19 protein-coding genes are annotated in these 19,087 nt (G+C 39.5%); 18 read left to right on the top strand and 1 reads right to left on the bottom strand.

What is annotated here, in order from left to right; translation table 11 throughout:
• Nucleotides 1–166: 166 nt before the first annotated feature.
• The 17 genes from BDR01S_RS09395 to spoVM all read left to right on the top strand — a co-directional run bounded on the left by BDR01S_RS09395 (nt 167) and on the right by spoVM (nt 18,081).
• Nucleotides 167–2,845 (top strand): calcium-translocating P-type ATPase, SERCA-type, encoded by a 2,679-nt coding sequence (locus BDR01S_RS09395; protein ID WP_066252645.1) that lies wholly within the window; start codon nt 167–169, stop codon nt 2,843–2,845.
• Nucleotides 2,846–2,951: 106 nt separating this feature from the next.
• Nucleotides 2,952–3,827: a YicC/YloC family endoribonuclease gene (locus BDR01S_RS09390; protein ID WP_066252647.1), complete on the top strand. Its 876-nt coding sequence runs from the start codon at nt 2,952–2,954 to the stop codon at nt 3,825–3,827.
• A gap of 59 nt (nt 3,828–3,886) precedes the next feature.
• Complete coding sequence (gene remA, locus BDR01S_RS09385; RefSeq protein ID WP_026566410.1) at nt 3,887–4,150, top strand: extracellular matrix/biofilm regulator RemA; 264 nt, start codon at nt 3,887–3,889, stop codon at nt 4,148–4,150.
• A gap of 11 nt (nt 4,151–4,161) precedes the next feature.
• Complete coding sequence (gmk, locus tag BDR01S_RS09380) at nt 4,162–4,779, top strand: guanylate kinase (RefSeq protein WP_066252648.1); 618 nt, start codon at nt 4,162–4,164, stop codon at nt 4,777–4,779.
• Entirely contained in the window at nt 4,779–4,997 is a 219-nt protein-coding gene (gene rpoZ, locus BDR01S_RS09375) for a DNA-directed RNA polymerase subunit omega (protein ID WP_066252650.1), read from the top strand. Before gmk ends, rpoZ begins: the two co-directional genes overlap by 1 nt.
• A gap of 203 nt (nt 4,998–5,200) precedes the next feature.
• Nucleotides 5,201–6,424 (top strand): bifunctional phosphopantothenoylcysteine decarboxylase/phosphopantothenate--cysteine ligase CoaBC, encoded by a 1,224-nt coding sequence (gene coaBC, locus BDR01S_RS09370; RefSeq protein ID WP_066252652.1) that lies wholly within the window; start codon nt 5,201–5,203, stop codon nt 6,422–6,424.
• Nucleotides 6,411–8,822, top strand: a complete 2,412-nt coding sequence (gene priA, locus BDR01S_RS09365) for a primosomal protein N' (protein WP_066252653.1) — start codon at nt 6,411–6,413, stop codon at nt 8,820–8,822. Before coaBC ends, priA begins: the two co-directional genes overlap by 14 nt.
• A 125-nt stretch (nt 8,823–8,947) precedes the next feature.
• Nucleotides 8,948–9,433, top strand: coding sequence for a peptide deformylase (gene def, locus BDR01S_RS09360; protein ID WP_066252655.1), 486 nt, complete (start codon nt 8,948–8,950; stop codon nt 9,431–9,433).
• The gene (gene fmt / locus BDR01S_RS09355) at nt 9,430–10,368 is read left to right on the top strand and encodes a methionyl-tRNA formyltransferase (protein ID WP_066252656.1); all 939 of its coding nucleotides are present in this window, start codon (nt 9,430–9,432) and stop codon (nt 10,366–10,368) included. Before def ends, fmt begins: the two co-directional genes overlap by 4 nt.
• Nucleotide 10,369: 1 nt before the next feature.
• Complete coding sequence (rsmB, locus tag BDR01S_RS09350) at nt 10,370–11,719, top strand: 16S rRNA (cytosine(967)-C(5))-methyltransferase RsmB (protein ID WP_066252658.1); 1,350 nt, start codon at nt 10,370–10,372, stop codon at nt 11,717–11,719.
• A gap of 3 nt (nt 11,720–11,722) precedes the next feature.
• Complete coding sequence (rlmN, locus tag BDR01S_RS09345; protein WP_066252659.1) at nt 11,723–12,814, top strand: dual-specificity RNA methyltransferase RlmN; 1,092 nt, start codon at nt 11,723–11,725, stop codon at nt 12,812–12,814.
• Between the two features lie 5 nt (nt 12,815–12,819).
• Entirely contained in the window at nt 12,820–13,578 is a 759-nt protein-coding gene (locus BDR01S_RS09340) for a Stp1/IreP family PP2C-type Ser/Thr phosphatase (protein ID WP_066259854.1), read from the top strand.
• Entirely contained in the window at nt 13,575–15,566 is a 1,992-nt protein-coding gene (pknB, locus tag BDR01S_RS09335; RefSeq protein WP_066252661.1) for a Stk1 family PASTA domain-containing Ser/Thr kinase, read from the top strand. The genes BDR01S_RS09340 and pknB overlap by 4 nt, the downstream gene beginning before the upstream one ends.
• A 93-nt stretch (nt 15,567–15,659) precedes the next feature.
• Entirely contained in the window at nt 15,660–16,541 is an 882-nt protein-coding gene (rsgA, locus tag BDR01S_RS09330) for a ribosome small subunit-dependent GTPase A (RefSeq protein WP_066252662.1), read from the top strand.
• A gap of 2 nt (nt 16,542–16,543) precedes the next feature.
• On the top strand, nt 16,544–17,188 hold the full coding sequence (rpe, locus tag BDR01S_RS09325) for a ribulose-phosphate 3-epimerase (RefSeq protein ID WP_066252664.1): 645 nt from the start codon (nt 16,544–16,546) through the stop codon (nt 17,186–17,188).
• A gap of 55 nt (nt 17,189–17,243) precedes the next feature.
• The gene (locus tag BDR01S_RS09320; protein ID WP_066252665.1) at nt 17,244–17,891 is read left to right on the top strand and encodes a thiamine diphosphokinase; all 648 of its coding nucleotides are present in this window, start codon (nt 17,244–17,246) and stop codon (nt 17,889–17,891) included.
• Nucleotides 17,892–17,997: 106 nt separating this feature from the next.
• A complete protein-coding gene (gene spoVM / locus BDR01S_RS09315) occupies nt 17,998–18,081 on the top strand; it encodes a stage V sporulation protein SpoVM (RefSeq protein WP_035445740.1) in 84 nt (27 codons plus the stop codon).
• A 164-nt stretch (nt 18,082–18,245) separates the two neighbouring features.
• On the opposite strand, the gene rpmB is transcribed toward spoVM, so the two are convergent.
• Nucleotides 18,246–18,434 carry a 50S ribosomal protein L28 gene (rpmB, locus tag BDR01S_RS09310; protein WP_026566424.1) on the bottom strand — a complete coding sequence of 63 codons (189 nt, stop codon included), beginning with the start codon at nt 18,432–18,434 and terminating at the stop codon, nt 18,246–18,248.
• Between the two features lie 287 nt (nt 18,435–18,721).
• Between rpmB and BDR01S_RS09305 the strand changes: the two genes are divergently transcribed.
• On the top strand, nt 18,722–19,084 hold the full coding sequence (locus tag BDR01S_RS09305; RefSeq protein ID WP_066252667.1) for an Asp23/Gls24 family envelope stress response protein: 363 nt from the start codon (nt 18,722–18,724) through the stop codon (nt 19,082–19,084).
• Nucleotides 19,085–19,087 lie beyond the last annotated feature (3 nt).

Raw genomic sequence — 19,087 nt, 5'->3', positions numbered from 1 at the left:
ACTACATTCATATGAATTCATTATATCCTACTTAAAAAAATCCTGTCTTATTTTTAACTTTATTCTAATTTAACTTTCACCATATCATAGCATTTTTTTGGACGACCCTGAATAAGCTTTCCATAGAGCAAGTCTCTTACAATAAAGGGGGAAGTGAGATGGTCGGATGAAATTCCATGAAATGAAGATAGAACAAGTAGAAAAGGCCTTAGAAACCGACTTTTCTTCTGGATTATCACAGGAAGAAGTAAAAAAACGAATAAATCAGTACGGCCTAAATGAATTAGACGAAGGAGAAAAGCAATCTGCTTTACTCTTATTTTTTAGTCAATTTAAGGATTTTATGGTCTTGGTTCTCCTTGCAGCAACACTGATATCAGGATTGCTTGGTGAATATATTGATGCGATTGCGATTATTGCCATCGTCATAATCAACGGATTTCTTGGTTTTTTTCAAGAAAGGCGGGCAGAGAAATCGCTGGATGCTTTAAAGGAATTATCGGCACCACAGGTTTCAGTTCTTCGTGATGGTCAGTGGATTAAAATTCCTTCGAAAGAAATAGTATTAGGGGATATTTTGAAGTTTACTAGCGGAGATCGTATCGGAGCGGATGTTCGAGTAATTGAGTCAAAAAGCTTAGAAATTGAAGAATCCGCACTTACAGGAGAATCCGTCCCCGTTTCCAAGCATATTGAGTCCTTGACGAACCCAAACCCGGGAATTGGCGATATGGAGAACATTGCTTTTATGGGGACGATGATAACACGGGGAAGCGGGATAGGCGTCGTTATTGCAACGGGCATGAAAACAGCAATGGGGCAAATTGCTGATTTACTCCAAAATGCCGAGTCTCAGGATACTCCATTACAGCGCCGCTTAGAGCAGTTGGGTAAAATCCTAATAACTGTTGCCTTGTTGCTAACTGTTCTTGTGGTTGTAGTTGGTGTTTTACGTGGACATGACCTCTATGAAATGTTCTTAGCTGGTGTTTCTCTTGCGGTTGCAGCCATCCCGGAAGGACTGCCGGCGATTGTTACCGTGGCATTATCGCTCGGAGTTCAAAAAATGATCAAGAAAAATGCGATTGTCAGGAAGCTGCCTGCCGTTGAAACACTTGGCTGTGCATCAGTCATCTGTTCTGATAAAACAGGTACAATGACACAAAACAAAATGACGGTTACCCATTTGTGGAGCGGGGGCCAAACGTGGACGGTTGACGGGGTTGGCTATCAACCGAAAGGTAATTTCTATAGAAATGAAAGAAGTATTAATCCACGCGATGAAAAGGCATTGCAGCAAATGCTGATTTTTGGGATGTTATGTAACCATTCAGATTTAATCGTGAGGGATGATGAATATTTTCTTGACGGAGACCCAACAGAAGGGGCACTGTTGGTAAGCGCTATGAAAGCAGGTTTTGCTCGAACTAAATTATTAGATGAATTTACGATAATTAATGAATTCCCGTTTGATTCAGCCAGGAAAATGATGAGCGTACATGTGAAAGACAAGCAGGGCCGGCATTTTATTATTACTAAAGGGGCCCCGGACGTTATATTAGGGATTAGTGAGTCAGTTCTTTGGGACGAGCGGACACAATTTTTAAATAAGCAGACACAGGTAAACGTTCAAGAAGCGATAAACGGACTAGCCTCACAGGCGCTTCGAACGATTGCGATTGCGTTTAAACCTATTCAAGCGAACACGATCATTTTAAGTGAACATGAAGCAGAGAAAAATTTAACCCTTATTGGCATTCAGGGAATGATTGACCCGCCAAGACCTGAAGTGAAAAAGGCGGTAAAGGAATGTAAAGAAGCGGGTATTAAAACAGTGATGATTACGGGTGACCATGTGATTACGGCAAAAGCGATTGCCACACAGCTTGGGATCATAACCAATAAAAGCAAGGTCATTGATGGGAATGCTTTATCTAAAATGTCAGTCGATGAGCTCGAAGAAGTCGTAGAGGATGTGTCGGTTTTTGCGAGGGTTTCACCTGAACATAAACTGAAAATTGTTAAGGCCTTACAAAATCGCGGTCATATTGTCGCGATGACAGGTGATGGAGTGAATGATGCTCCCGCCATTAAGGCAGCTGATATTGGAGTGGCAATGGGGATTACTGGTACAGATGTCGCCAAAGAAGCATCGGCTCTAATCCTGTTGGATGATAACTTTGCCACAATTAAGGCTGCAATCGTTGAAGGCAGAAATATCTATGAAAATATTCGGAAATTTGTTCGTTACTTACTGGCTTCCAATGTTGGGGAGATTTTGGTCATGTTATTTGCGATGATCTTAGCACTGCCATTGCCGCTCATTCCGATCCAAATCCTTTGGGTGAATTTGGTGACAGATGGGTTGCCGGCTATGGCCTTAGGCCTCGATCGTCCTGAAGAAAATGTAATGAAACGCAAACCGCGCAGCCCCAATGAAGGTGTTTTCTCACGAGGCTTAGGCTGGAAAGTAGTGTCGCGGGGGTTTCTAATCGGGCTCGTCACATTGATTTCCTTTATGATTGTTTACGATAACAATCCATCTGAGTTGCAGTATGCACAAACCGTTGCGTTTGCTACACTTGTAATGGCTCAATTAATTCATGTCTTTGATTGTCGCAGTGAAAAATCAGTCCTTTCAAGAAATCCTTTCGGAAATCAGTATCTAGTTTGGGCAGTTATATCTTCGCTTGCATTGATGTTTGTCGTTATTTATTACCCGCCGCTACAGCCTATTTTCCATACACTGCCGATAGCAGCAAAGGATTGGCTGTTGATTGTTGGATTATCATCAATACCAACTTTTTTACTAGCAGGGTCATTTTTGTTAAGAAAAACAAAATAAAGTGTGTTATAATCCAAAAGGTAATAGATTCCACTCTATTACCTTTTGCCTATTAAAAAATTTTTAGCAAGCCGATCAATTTTTCAGGAGATTGGATGTGCACTAAATGGTTATAAGTATGACAGGCTTTGGAAGAGCTAAAACAGAATCAGATTGCTTCTCTGTTAATGTGGAAGTAAAAACAGTGAACCACCGTTTTTGTGAAATGAATATCCGCATGCCAAGGCAGCTTTTAAAAATAGAAGATCGTATGAAAAAGAAACTTAATCAGTATATCCGCCGGGGCAGGGTAGAAGTTTACGTTAGCCTGGAGGGTGAAGGCGTCGTAACCCGCAAAGTCCACGTTGACTGGAAATTACTTGATGAGTATTACCAAGTGATTAAACATGCTCATGAAAAATATGACATTGAAGGAACGGTAACGCTTCAGGACTTGCTTAATAGAAGTGAACTTTTACATATTGAAGAAAGTGAAGCTGGTAATGAAGAGCTTGAGAATCTAGTTCTAGCTGCAATAGAGGAAGCTGCCAGGCTTTTAAGAAAAATGCGAATGGCAGAAGGAGAAGAATTAAAAAAGGATTTGCTCGCTATTTTAGCTCAATTAGATACCCATGTTTTAGAACTCCAGAAATTTGCTCCACTCGTGGTTCAATCCTTTAAAGAGCGTTTAACCAAAAGAATGGAAGAGTTTGTTAGTGGCCAATTGGATGAGACGAGACTATTGACGGAAGTAGCTGTGTTTGCTGATAAAGCAGATATAAATGAAGAAGTCACTCGCTTAAAGAGCCATCTGCAGCAATTCTTGCAAACCCTCGATAGTATCGAACCAATCGGGAGAAAGTTAGATTTTATCGTTCAGGAAATGAATAGAGAGGCCAATACGATCGGTTCTAAAGCGAACGATTCCAACATTGCAAAAAAGGTTGTCGATATTAAAAGTTTACTTGAAAAGCTGAAAGAACAGGTGCAAAATATCGAGTAATCTTGTTTAGAAACTGTTTGGGACGGTCAAAATATATTATTAATGATTGGATGAATACCATGTCGATTAAATTAATTAATATTGGATTTGGAAATATCGTTTCTGCCAATCGAATTATTTCAATTGTCAGCCCTGAATCTGCTCCAATAAAAAGAATAATACAAGATGCCAGGGACCGGGGGGCATTAATTGACGCCACATACGGCCGGCGGACACGAGCAGTAATTGTTATGGATAGTGATCATGTTATTCTTTCAGCTGTACAACCTGAAACGGTAGCACACCGCTTAGCTGATCGTGACGAAATAATTGATGAAGGGTAGGATTTTTGAAAATGCAGGAAAAAGGATTGCTGATTGTACTTTCTGGGCCCTCAGGGGTTGGAAAAGGAACGGTTCGGAAAGAAATATTTTCCCACCCGGATACAGCTTTTGAATACTCTATTTCGATGACAACTCGCGCACCGCGAGAAGGGGAAATTGATGGAGTCGATTACTTTTTTAAGTCAAGGGAAGAGTTTGAACAATTAATAGAACAGGGGAAATTGTTAGAGTATGCCGAATTTGTCGGTAATTATTACGGGACCCCTGTGGACTATGTGCGTGAAACCTTAGATGCTGGTAAGGATGTTTTTTTAGAAATCGAAGTAAAAGGTGCCCGTCAGGTTCGAGAAAAGTTCCCTGAAGGTTTGTTTATTTTCCTTATGCCACCAAGTTTATCCGAATTAAAGAATCGGATTGTCACCAGAGGGACAGAAACAGATGACATCATCCAAAACCGCATGCTGTCTGCACGCGAGGAAATTGAAATGATGGAACTATATGATTATGTTGTTGAAAATGACCAAGTGGAGCGCGCATGTGAACGCGTAAAATCCATTGTTACCGCGGAGCATTGCCGTAGGGTACGTGTTGAACACCGTTATAAAAAATTGCTGGAGGTTGAATTATAATGTTATATCCTTCTATTGATTCACTACTTGAAAAAATTGATTCTAAATACTCGCTTGTGTCTGTTGCTGCGAAGCGCGCACGTGTTATGTCCCAAATAAACGATGAAAGATTGCCAAAGTATGTTTCCTATAAGCATGTTGGCAAGGCACTTGAGGAAATATATAGCGGTGAACTAACCTACCGGATTTCTAAAAGAGCTGAAGGATCTGCGGAATAGTTTTCACCAATGATAAATTGACAGTGAATTTCTGAGAGAAGGCCTGACAAATGGGGGTAATCCTTACGTGTCAGCCTTTTTTATTTTGGTTATCCTGATAATGTAGAATTTGTCGAATTACGAGTGGAAAAAGATGAAAAATTGTTTTCATTCTAGCATAATAAAGGAAGAGTGAAATGGACGAGAAGCGGGGGAATCCAATAATGGTACAGGATAAAAAAATATTATTATGTGTTACAGGCGGAATCGCCGTATATAAAGCTGCCGCACTAACAAGTAAGCTAGTACAGGCGGGAGCCCATGTAAAAGTCATTCTAAGTGAATCTGCACAAAAATTTGTTACCCCATTAACTTTTCAGGCGTTAGCACGTAATGAAGTATACGTTGATACCTTTGATGAAAAAAATCCGCATGTTATTGCTCACATTGATTTAGCCGATTGGGCCGACTTAATCCTTTTGGCCCCAGCTACTGCAAATACGATAGGGAAAATAGCTGGTGGAATCGCCGATAATATGATCACAACAATATTACTAGCAGCTACATCGCCAGTGTGGATTGCCCCTGCGATGAATGTGCATATGTACGATCATCCAGCTGTGAAAAAAAATCTCTCTATTTTAGCTGAGTTCGGATATCAATTTATTGAGCCAAGCGAAGGGTATCTTGCCTGTGGCTATGTAGGAAAGGGCCGATTAGAAGAGCCAGAAAAAATTGTCGAGCTTGTCCAACAATTTTTTACCAATCAAACCCCCAAAAATTTAATAGGTAAAACAGTAGTCGTAACAGCTGGGCCAACCCGGGAAAAGATTGATCCGGTCCGTTTCATTTCCAACCATTCTACAGGGAAAATGGGGTATGCACTGGCTGAGGAGGCAAAAAAACAAGGAGCCCATGTTGTATTAGTTTCGGGTCCAGTTGAGTTGCCAGCTCCAGCGGGATTGGACGTGGTGAAAGTCGAGAGCGCCGAAGAAATGTATAACGCAGTCTTGAAATACTATGACTCTGCAGATGTCGTAATTAAAACCGCTGCAGTTGCTGATTACCGTCCAAAAATCACATATGATCATAAGGTTAAGAAGCAGGCAGGTGATTCGAGTATTGAATTAGAAAGAACAAAAGATATCTTGTTAGAGTTGGGAAAACGGAAAAGGAACCAAGTATTGGTGGGCTTTGCAGCTGAAACGGAAAATGTTGAAGAGTATGCAAAGAAAAAATTAACGTCAAAAAATGCAGATATGATTGTTGCGAACAACGTGAAAGCGGAAGGAGCAGGGTTTGGGACAGATACAAATATTGTCACTCTTTTTAAACGGTCCGGCTCTGTTTTGGATTTACCGCTTATGTCAAAAAGTGAAGTTGCAAAAAGGATTATCGGAGAAATTACTTTCCTTTTGAAAGATATGGATGAGAATGGAAATAGCTAATGTAATTGTGGATGTCGCGGCAAAACAAACCGATAGGGCGTTCGATTATTTAATTCCAGCTGAGTGGAGCGGTACAATTCAGCCAGGAATGAGGGTAATCGTTCCATTTGGTCCTAGAAAAATTCAAGGATTTGTCACTTCACTTAAAACACAATCTGAATTTGAAAAATTAAGAGAAATTATCGAGCCAATGGATCTCGAGCCAGTCTTAAATAAGGAATTACTAGAACTAGGTGACTGGTTGACTGAGCATACGCTATGTTTTAAAATCTTTGCCTTTCAGGTAATGCTTCCTGCGGCGTTAAAGGCTAAATACGAAAAAAAAGTTAAACTTGCTCAGGGGGTGGAGGCTTCTGTTTTATCAGAACCTCTCCAAACGCTTTTTGAGGACAATCTTATGATTGACTGGGAAGATGCTTTGAAACAAGGAATGGTTCCTTTATTACTAAAGGAAGCAGCAAAAGGGACGCTTGAAGTCATTTACATTGTGAAGGAAAAGGTTAGAAAGAAACAGCGGAAGTTTGTTCGACCGCTTGTATCGCTGGAAGAATTAAAAGTGGAAGTAGAACGATTCCCGGCAAAAGCAGAAAAGCAAAAACAAGTATTGAGTTATTTTACCGAGCATTTCGAGCCAGTCGAATTAAGACAGCTTGTCGCTGAAGTAAAAACAACCTCCGCAACAGTAAAGGCGCTTGTTGAAAAAAAGCTGCTTATTGAGTATGACATGGAGGTTTATCGCGATCCTTTTGAACATAGGACCTTTAAACGAACCAAGCCATTACCACTAACAAATTCCCAACAAACAGCGATTGGACCGATCCTAAACGCAATTGAAACCAATCGACATGAAGTATTCTTGCTCTATGGTGTAACGGGGAGCGGCAAAACCGAAATTTATCTCCAATCTATTCAGGAAGTTATTGAAAGAGGACAGGAAGCCATTGTTCTTGTACCGGAAATTTCACTAACCCCCCAAATGGTGAATCGATTTAAAGGGAGATTCGGGGACTTAGTAGCAGTTCTGCACAGTGGTTTGTCTGCCGGGGAGAAATATGATGAGTGGCGTAAAATTCAACGGAAAGAAGTAAAAGTAGCTGTTGGAGCGAGATCAGCCATTTTTGCCCCATTTGAAAACCTTGGCATTCTCATCATTGATGAGGAACACGAAACCAGCTATAAGCAAGAGGAAATGCCCCGTTATCATGCCAGGGATGTGGCAATAGAAAGGGCGAAAACGTATAGCTGTCCGGTTGTACTCGGAAGTGCTACTCCGTCACTTGAATCGTTTGCCAGGGCTCAAAAGAAGGTGTATCATCTATTATCGCTCCCAAGCCGGATGAATAATCAAGCCTTGCCAGCAGTGGAAATCATTGATATGCGCGAGGAGCTTCGTGACGGAAATCGGTCCATGTTTTCTCGAAAGCTTTTTGACATGCTTAAGGACAGATTAGAAAAACAACAACAATCTGTCTTATTTTTAAATAAACGGGGACATTCCTCGTTTGTCATGTGCCGTGATTGCGGTTATGTAATGAATTGCCCAAACTGTGACATTTCGCTTACCTATCACCGGGTAAATGAACGAATGAAATGTCATTATTGTGGGTATGAAAGTCATGTTCCGCATCAATGCCCGGAGTGTTCCAGTGATTATATTCGTTATTTCGGGACTGGTACTCAAAAGGTCGAAGATGAACTTGGTAAGATTCTCCCTGAGGCAAGGGTTATTCGCATGGATGTCGATACTACTGGACGCAAGGGATCACACGAACGATTATTAACTGATTTCCAGAATGGCAAAGCAGATATTCTCCTCGGGACCCAAATGATTGCCAAAGGGTTGGATTTCCCAAATATCACCTTGGTTGGTGTGCTTTCAGCTGACACCATGCTGCATTTACCTGATTTCCGTGCATCTGAAAAAACGTTTCAATTATTAACTCAGGTAAGCGGTCGAGCGGGACGTCATCAGTTGCCGGGAGAGGTCATTATTCAGACCTATTCACCGGAACACTACAGTGTCGAACTTGCGGGAACACAAGACTATGATCTCTTTTATCAGCGTGAAATGATGATTCGAAAAATCCGTCATTATCCACCATTCTATTATCTATCCTTGATTACAATCAGCCATGAACAGTTGATGACAGTTGTAACAGCGACAGAGAAAATTGTTAATTATGTACGTTCGCAGGTATCAAAGGATGCTGTCGTTTTAGGACCTGCAGCCTCGCCAATACCTAGGATTAATAATAGATATCGCTATCAATGTCTGATAAAATACAAGCGGGAACCGAACATGACAAAAATGTTAAAAACGATCTTGGACCAATATCAAAAAGATACCAAAAGCGGCTTACTGGTTTCAATAGATGTTAACCCATTTATTTTAATGTAAGGCAAGCCTTAGATAATCATGCTATAAAAGGTTATTATTTCGCTTTTTTGGTGAAAATGTAAGCAATTAATAAATTTATAAATTTTTAACGCCTTGATAAGATTGGCATTAATGGGGGAAAGAATTTGCCTATACTCAAAGTAGTAAATTACCCTGCTGAGATACTTGAGCAGACTTGTAAACCAGTGATTAAGTTTGATAGAAAGCTTACAAGAATACTCGATGATATGTATGACACGATGATTGAATATGACGGGGTGGGACTAGCTGCTCCGCAAATTGGATTGGACGCACGCATCGCAATTGTTGATATTGATGATGAATTAGGGACAATTGAAATGATTAACCCAGTGATAGTAGAAACCTCGGGTGAACAATCTGGACCTGAAGGTTGTTTAAGTTTCCCTGGATTGTTTGGAGAAGTGACACGGCCCAATTTTGTTAAAATTAAAGCCTTTGACCGAAAAGGCAGAAAATACACGTTAGAGGCAGAGGAGTTCCTGGCAAGGGCGATTCAACATGAAATCGATCATCTTGATGGAATTTTATTTACAACCAAAGTAACGAGATATCTAGAGGAAGATGAGTTAAAAGGAGTAGAAACTGAATGACCAAAATAGTTTTTATGGGTACTCCGGATTTTTCTGTCCCGATTTTACAACAATTGATTAAGGATGGATATGAAGTCATTGGTGTAGTTACCCAACCAGATCGACCGGTGGGAAGAAAAAGGATTCTAACGCCTCCCCCTGTTAAGGTTGAGGCGTTGAAGCACGATATTCCCGTCTTTCAACCAGAAAAAATTCGTCAAGCAGAGGAACTTGATAAAATCCTTTCATTGAATCCGGAGATAATTGTTACGGCTGCGTTTGGCCAAATCTTACCTAAACAGCTGCTAGAAGCTCCTAAATACGGATGTATAAATGTTCATGCCTCCCTGCTTCCGGAACTACGCGGCGGTGCTCCTATCCATTACGCAATTATGCAAGGAAAACAGAAAACTGGTGTCACCATTATGTATATGGTGGAAAAATTAGATGCAGGTGATATTTTAACAAGAATTGAAGTCCCAATTGCTGAAGAGGACAATGTGGGAACACTGCATATCAAATTGAGCACAGCCGGAGCTAAATTGTTATCTGAAACCTTGCCGCTTCTATTGGATGGCCGTCTGACCCCCAAGCCTCAAAATAATGAAGAAGCCACGTTTGCAGCCAATATTAAGCGCGAACAAGAAAAAGTTATTTGGACTAAAACAGGTGAAGTAATCTATAATCATATCCGCGGCCTAAATCCATGGCCAGTTGCCTTTACCACCTTGAATGGTCAAGTTATAAAGATATGGCGGGCAGAAAAGGTAACAGGACAAAAGAGCGATGAACCTGGAACAATTCTTACGATAGAATCTGATGGGTTTTCAGTAAGTACCGGTAATGAAACGGCTATCAAAATCACTGAGCTTCAGCCTTCCGGAAAAACAAAAATGATGTGTGAACAATTTTTAAGGGGATCAAAAATTTCAATTGGCACCAAGCTGGGAGAATAAGATGACTTCAACAATAAATAATGTACGAGCAATCGCAATGGATATCTTAGTTGCGATTGAAAAAAACCAATCCTACAGTAATTTACTGCTTAATACTACCATTGAAAAACACGATTTGTCTGCTAAGGACGTCGGACTTCTTACTGAATTGACGTATGGAACTTTACAAAGAAGAATGGCGCTCGACTTTTATTTAGAGCCGTTTGTCAAAGATAATAAGAAGTTAGCCAATTGGGTTCATCATTTACTTAGACTTACGCTCTATCAAATGGTTTATCTCGATCGTATACCGGACAGAGCTGCTATCTATGAAGCCGTGGAAATTGCAAAAAGTCGTGGTCATAAAGGGATAGCAAGTTTAGTAAACGGAGTGTTGCGGAGCATTCAAAGGGAAGGACTTCCGTCCATGGAAGCTGTCACGGACCCAAACAAAAGACTATCACTTGAAACGAGTCACCCTGAGTGGCTGATTACTAGATGGGTGAACCAATTTGGTTATCAAAAAACGAAAGAAATGTGTGAGATCAACCTAACAGCGCCATTGCAAACAGCCAGAGTTAATCTCACGAAAGTTTCAAGAGATGAATGTGTTGCGATTTTAGAAGAGGATGGTTTTCAAATCGAAAAAAGTCCTATTATTCCTGAGGCGATAAGATCGATAAAGGGGAATCTAGCGTCAACAATCTCATTTAAGTATGGAATGTTTACAATTCAGGATGAGAGTTCAATGCTCGCAGCCTATGCATTAGGGGCAGAGCCAAACGAATATATCCTCGATGCTTGCGCGGCACCGGGTGGTAAAAGTACACATATTGCTGAGAAAATGAACAATACGGGTGAAGTTATCTCGGTCGATCTTCATCAGCACAAAGTAAGATTAATTAATGATAATGCAAAACGTTTAGGGTTAGAAAATATTAAAACAAGTGTATCTGATTCAAGAAAAATACAAGAAAAATTCCAAACAGAATCATTTGATCGGATCCTTCTTGATGCTCCTTGTTCTGGCCTCGGGGTCATGAGGAGAAAGCCAGATATGAAGTATACTAAAACCGAGATGGATATTCAGCGGTTAAGTACGATTCAGCAAGACTTATTAACGTCGGTAACCCCCTTATTGAAAAAGGGCGGCATTCTTGTCTATAGTACATGTACAGTAGATAAAGAAGAAAATGAATTTACGGTTAAGACATTCCTACAGAATAACCCGCAATTTGAAGGAGATGCATCCTTCAAAAGCAGGATGCCTGAAGCTATCCAGCCACTAATCACGGGCTTTGATTTACAAATATTCCCGCAAGATATTGGGTCAGATGGATTTTATATTGCAGTTTTAAGGAAGAAGGTGTAACGGTTGGAACAATTAAATACAACTGAGACAAATACAGCTAAGGAAATAAAGAAGAAATCAATTTATTCATTGCAGCTTAACGAATTAAGGAATTGGCTTTCAGAGAATGGGGAAAAGCCATTCCGTGCCGAACAAATCTTTGAATGGCTTTATAAAAAACGAATTACATCATTTGAGGATATGAGTAATGTCGGGAAAGCCTTACGTGATAAGCTTGCAAATCATTTTGACCTTACAACATTAAAAACGGCGATTCAACAAACATCATCTGATGGAACAATCAAATTTCTGTTTGAACTTCATGATGGGTACTCAATTGAAACTGTTCTAATGCGTCATGATTATGGAAATTCCGTTTGTGTAACGACACAGGTAGGCTGCCGAATTGGGTGTACTTTTTGTGCCTCTACATTAGGCGGATTAAAAAGACATTTAGAAGCAGGCGAGATCGTCGCTCAAGTTGTAAAAGTACAGCAAACACTTGATGAAACAGATGAGCGTGTAAATTCAGTCGTTATCATGGGCATCGGTGAACCATTTGATAACTACGATAACATGCTTTCATTTTTAAAAATAATTAATCATGAGAAGGCACTTAATATCGGAGCGCGTCATATAACCGTATCGACAAGCGGTATTGTTCCAAAAATATATCAATTTGCAGATGAAAATACACAAATTAATTTTGCTATTTCTTTGCACGCTCCCAATACGGAATTACGCTCAAGGCTAATGCCTATTAATAAGGCTTATAAACTTGATGACTTAATGGATGCAGTAAGGTATTATATCGATAAGACAGGGCGTCGAATAAGCTTTGAGTACGGTCTTTTTGGCGGTGTAAACGACTCAGTCGAGCATGCGGAAGAGTTAGCTGTATTATTAAAAGGTTTAAAATGCCATGTGAATTTAATTCCTGTAAACTATGTTCCTGAAAGAGATTATGTTCGGACACCAAGAGATAAAATTTTTGCTTTTGAAAAAACATTAAAAAACCTAGGAATTAACGTAACCATTCGCAGGGAGCAAGGGTCAGATATCGCTGCAGCATGCGGGCAACTTCGTGCAAAGGAGCGGAAAGAGGAGACGAGGTGACAAAAGTGAAGGCTGTATTTAAAACGGACCAGGGTAGAGTTCGGCAGAACAATGAGGATAGTGGTGGTACTTTTGTTAATCGGGACGGACACCGCCTTGCCATCGTAGCAGATGGTATGGGCGGACACCTTGCCGGTGATGTTGCAAGTAAAATGACAGTATCGCATCTCCAAGAAATGTGGGAGCAATCCGAAGGAATTCACACAGCTGACCAAGCAGAAGCATGGCTGAAAACCCATGTTCTTCAGGTTAATCAATTATTGTTTAACCATTCAAGAAGTCACGTGGAATGTGAAGGTATGGGGACTACTATTGAAGCTGTGATTGCTGCAGATAACTTTACAACGATTGCACATGTGGGGGATAGTCGTGTGTTTATCTTAAATGATTCAGGCTTCAAGCAGCTAACTGAGGACCATACACTTGTTAATGAATTAGTTCGAACCGGACAAATCAGCAAAGAAGATGCCGAACATCATCCGAGGAAAAATTGGATATTAAGAGCGTTAGGAACGGAACAAGATGTAAAAATTGATATTAAAACAATTATGTTCGAAGAAGGAGATTTTCTCCTGTTATGTTCTGATGGGTTGTCAAATAAAGTCAATGAAAAAGAAATAGTTAATATACTTCAAAATGAAGATTCGCTTGAACAAAAGGCTTCCACACTGATCGACATCGCAAATGAGAATGGCGGAGAAGACAATATTACCCTAATCATATTAGAGTATGCTAATGATATTGAATTGGGTGATGAGCAGTGATTATTGGAAAAAGAATAAGCGGCCGCTATAAAATTCTTGAAATGATTGGCGGAGGCGGAATGGCCAATGTCTATTTAGCACATGATATGATTTTAGACAGAGAAGTAGCCGTAAAAATGCTCCGACTTGATTTTGTCAATGATGAGGAGTTTATTCGACGCTTTCATAGAGAAGCACAATCAGCAACAAGTCTAACCCATCCCAATATCGTTAGTATTTTTGATGTCGGTGAAGAGGATTCGCTTTACTATATTGTTATGGAATACGTGAATGGGCAAACATTAAAACAATACATAAACCAGCATTCGTCACTACGTGTCGAAAAAGCATTAGATATAATGATGCAAATAACGTCTGCAATTTCCCATGCCCATCAAAATCATATTATTCACCGTGATATCAAGCCGCATAACATACTAATTGACCGGAATGGCAATGTGAAAATCACTGATTTTGGAATAGCCATGGCATTAAGCGCGACAAGCATTACCCAAACCAATTCTGTTTTAGGTTCTGTCCACTATTTATCACCGGAACAAGCCCGTGGCGGAATGGCTAATCGAAAATCAGATATTTATTCACTTGGAATTGTCATGTTCGAAATATTAACGGGCAGGCTTCCCTTCTCGGGGGAATCGGCAGTATCGATTGCATTAAAGCATCTCCAGTCTGAAACACCCTCTGTTAGAAGGTGGAATTCAAATATCCCGCAAAGTGTAGAAAATATTGTCCTTAAAGCAACGGCAAAGGACCCATTCCATCGTTACAACACTGTCGATGAGATGGAGGAGGATTTAAGGACGGCACAAAATCCTGAAAGAATGAATGAACCGAAGTTTATTATTCCAATTGATGATGAGGCAACCAAAGCCATTCCTATTATAACTGATGACCGTCCACATAAAAACCTGGATGAAACATTAGTACACAGTAATGAAAAAATATCTCCTGTTAAAAAGGATACACAAAAAAAGGAGCAAAGTAGTAAGAAAAAGCGAAAAAAATGGCCGATAGTGTTAATATCAACTTTCCTTATTCTTTCCATTCTTGGACTATTAGCTGTTACTTTTTTACCTGGTTTATTGTCTACTAAGGACGTCAAAATTCCTGATGTAAGTGGGATGGATGCTAATGATGCGATTTCTGAGCTTCAACTCAGCGGATTAGTGGTTGACAAACGGGTTGAACTTCCTGATGATTTGGTAGCTGAAGGAAAGGTTGTCAAGACCGACCCCGAAATCGGCAGTACAGTCAAGGAGAACGCAAAAGTTAATTTATATATTAGTACCGGAAAAGAAAAAATTGAGCTATCTAATTATGTAGGCCGGCTGTATGATGATATTTCCCATTTATTAGAAGATAGGAACTTTAAAGATATATTAAAAACTGAGAAATATGATGATAGTGAACCAGGGACTATTATTAGCCAAAACCCATCAGGTGGCGAAAAAATTATTCCAGAAGATACTGAATTAGAATTTGAAGTCAGTAAAGGACCTGAAATAATTGTCCTAAGAGACTTAACCGAGTACAATTTAAAAGGGGCCGAGGATTATGCCTCATTAGTAGGGTTGTCATTAAACGTCTCAGAAGAAAAATATGATGAAAAAATTCCTGCTGGCATGGTGATTTCCCAAACACCAGCGTCTGGAACAGAACTGAAAAAAGGCGATAAGGTTTCAGTTATTATTTCAAAAGGAAAAGAAGAAAAACCTCCCAAAACGGTAATTAAAGATATAACAATTGATTACGAACCAACTGTCCCTGTGCCAGTGCCTGGTGAACCTGTGGAAAAACAAGAAGTTCTTATCTACATCGAAGATATGAATCACAGTATGACGGAACCTGCTGAAACCTTTTTTATTACAGAAACAACAAAAAAACAAATTGAACTTACGATTCCTTTTGGTGGTAAAGCCGGTTACAAGATCATTCGCGACAAGAAAGTAATAGCAGAGGACGTAATTAACTACCCGGAATCAGAATAAACAATATTTCTTTGCTTTTTATAAAAATCAGCTTTCCTGCAAAATATGAATGATAAGTTGACGTTTTCTTATTGAAAGACAAGGAGTGTGACTATGCCTGAAGGGAAAATTGTTAAAGCATTAAGCGGTTTTTATTATGTACTAGATGACAATAAAATGATTCAATGCCGTGGGAGAGGGATATTTAGAAAGAATAAAATTACCCCCCTTGTCGGTGACGAGGTTGTTTTTCAAGCTGAAAATGACTTGGAAGGGTATATTATGGAAGTTAAGCCACGAAAGAACGAATTGATTCGTCCGCCAATCGCGAATGTAGATCAAGCAATCCTTGTGTTCTCGGCCGTTGAGCCGGAGTTCAGTACAGTTCTTTTAGATCGCTTCCTCGTTCTAGTTGAGTTTAATCGGATTGAACCGCTTATATGTATTACCAAAATGGATCTAACCAACGATGAGCAACAAAAGAAAATAAAGAGATATGCAGAGCAATATACTACTGCAGGTTATAAAGTAATCTTAACTTCTTCCGAAACAGAAGCAGGCGTCGAGCTTTTAAGTCCGCACGTCAATAATAAAATATCCGTTTTTGCCGGCCAATCGGGAGTGGGGAAATCTTCCTTGCTGAATGTCTTAAGACCCGATCTTGAATTAAAAACAAATGATATTTCCTCGCATCTAGGCAGAGGAAAGCATACAACAAGACATGTGGAGTTAATTCAGATTGGAAATGGTCTAATCGCAGATACACCTGGGTTTAGCTCATTGGAATTTACAAATATCGAAGCAGAAGATTTGACCTCTTGTTTCCCTGAAATACAAAAAGCTAGTGAGGATTGTAAATTCAGAGCCTGTTTGCACGGAACTGAACCAAAATGTGGTGTCAAAAAGGAAGTTGAATCTGGTCAAATCCCAGCGTATCGCTATGAACATTATTTGAATTTCCTCCAGGAAATAAAAGATAGAAAGCCGAGGTATTAAGCATGGTAAAAATAGCACCTTCGATTCTCTCTGCCGATTTTTCGAAATTGGGTGAAGAAATTATTGCTGTTGAAAAAGGTGGAGCAGACTATATTCATGTCGATGTCATGGATGGTCATTTTGTGCCAAATATTACGATTGGTTCACTCATTGTTGAGGCTATTCGACCAATCACGAAGCTGCCACTTGATGTACACTTAATGATTGAAAATCCGGATCAATATATTGAGGCATTCGCTAAAGCTGGAGCTGATTATATTACAGTTCATGTGGAAGCATGTCGTCATCTTCACCGCACAATCCAAAATATTAAATCCTTTGGTATCAAAGCGGGAGTGGTTTTAAATCCTGCTACTCCCGTCGAGAGTATTCAACACATCATTGGAGATATTGATATGGTATTATTAATGTCTGTCAATCCAGGCTTCGGCGGGCAGAAATTCATTCCAGAGGTCCTTCCGAAAATAAAGAAAGTTAAAGAAATGGCTGAGCAAAAAGGCTTAGACATTGAGATTGAAATTGATGGCGGTGTCAATTCAGAAACGGCAAAACTGTGTGTGGAAGCAGGCGCTAACGTGTTAGTCGCGGGTTCAGCTATATATAATCAAGAAGATTATGCGGAGGCAATTTCGCTGATAAGAAGTTAATGATAAAAGCCAGCTTTCGTGCTGGCTTTTTGCATATGGAAAAGGAGATTTTTTTATGATTATTAATATTCTAGCCGGAGGCCCTGAAAGCCTTTTGCCTGATTTAAGCGAGTACTTAGAGAAAGACGCGATTTGGGTTGGTGTGGACCGGGGTGTCTATCATTTGTTAAAAAGAAATATTACTCCAAAGATTGCTTTTGGGGATTTTGATTCTGTATCAGTGGAAGAATTAATGTTTATTGAAGAACGCGTAACCGAATTAAAGAAGTATAAGCCTGAAAAAGATGAAACAGATATGGAGTTAGCTCTTAATTGGGCACTTGATCAGGATCCAAGTATGATCCGGTTATTTGGTGCAACCGGGGGCAGGCTCGATCATTTATTTGCCAATGTCCACTTATTAGTAAATCCGCTTAAAACAAAAAAATCAGCGAATATCTGCTTAATTGACAAATTTAATCTCATTTTTATTAAAGGACCTGGTCGGTATACCATTGAAAAAATAAACACTAAAAAATATATTTCCTTCGTTCCTTTAACACTTAATGTACAGGAACTCACCCTTGAAGGCTTTAAATTCCCTTTGGAAAATCGTCATATTTCAATCGGTTCCACACTATGTATAAGTAATGAACTTAATAGTGATTATGGTACTTTTTCATTTTCTGAAGGCATATTAATAGTGATAAGAAGTCATGATTAATAGGCAATACAATTAGGTACTGATTTCGTTCGTTTGAATAAAATGGTAGGGCGTTCGAAAAAAGTTGAGTTGAAATAAGCTGGGGAGATTTATGAGGAGGGACAGTATGAAATTCTATACAATTAAATTGCCGAAATTTTTAGGCGGACTTGTCCGTGCGATGATTGGGGCGTTTAAAAAGAACGAATAGCATTGGTATTAGAGTTGAGAGCTTTTTCTTTAACGAATGGCACCCGATTAATGTGGGTGCTTTTTATTTTGAATAATTGGGAATAATAAAGGGTAGCGTTGTTATGTAAATTTTACTTTTTTGGACAAAAAGAAAAGACATCCGATTAGGATGCCCATTCCATATTAAACGCGTTCTACTTTACCTGATTTCAACGCTCTTGCAGAAACCCAAACACGTTTAGGCTTTCCATCAACAAGAATACGTACTTTTTGTAGGTTAGCACCCCATGTACGCTTGTTTGCGTTCATAGCGTGAGAACGTGCGTTACCAGTTGTTGTTTTCTTTCCAGTTACAACACATTGACGTGGCATAATGATTTCCCTCCTTAACTACCAAAAGCTTTATACAGCTATCTTTAAGATCCTCATCAGAAAAAAGAAAATTGGTTGAACAAATTTTCTAGTCTTAAGATAATACCTTAATAATTTATCATACAACGTATTTGATTGCAATAGTTACCTTTCAAGAAAAATACCTTGACATAACTATTTATAAAATGCTCTTATAGTAAACAGGCAGGAATAACTTTCAATATTGCATTGACTATAGTAAAATGACTATAGTCTAGGAGCAATTTTTTCAGGAGGGGGAACGATTCATGTCCATTGAATTAAAAACAAAGTTCGGACAAATTGATATTTCAAATGAAGTAATCGCAACCATCGCCGGAGGAGCAGCAATCGAGTGCTACGGTATCGTCGGTATGGCCTCAAAGAATCAAATTAAAGACGGAATTACGGAAATATTACGAAGAGAAAATTTTACTCGGGGCGTGATTGTCCGCCAAGAAAATGAGGAATTACATATTGATATGTACATTATTGTTAGCTATGGAACGAAAATTTCCGAAATTGCCCACAACGTGCAATCAAAGGTTAAATACACCCTCGATAAGACGGTTGGACTTGCCGTTGAATCGGTAAATATTTACGTTCAGGGAGTTCGAGTGACGAACCCTTAAGTT

The organism is Neobacillus drentensis NBRC 102427 (genome assembly GCF_001591445.1).
In the GTDB taxonomy this organism is placed as follows: Bacteria; Bacillota; Bacilli; order Bacillales; family Cytobacillaceae; genus Neobacillus; species Neobacillus drentensis.
This window is presented reverse-complemented; position numbering and strand designations above follow the sequence as displayed.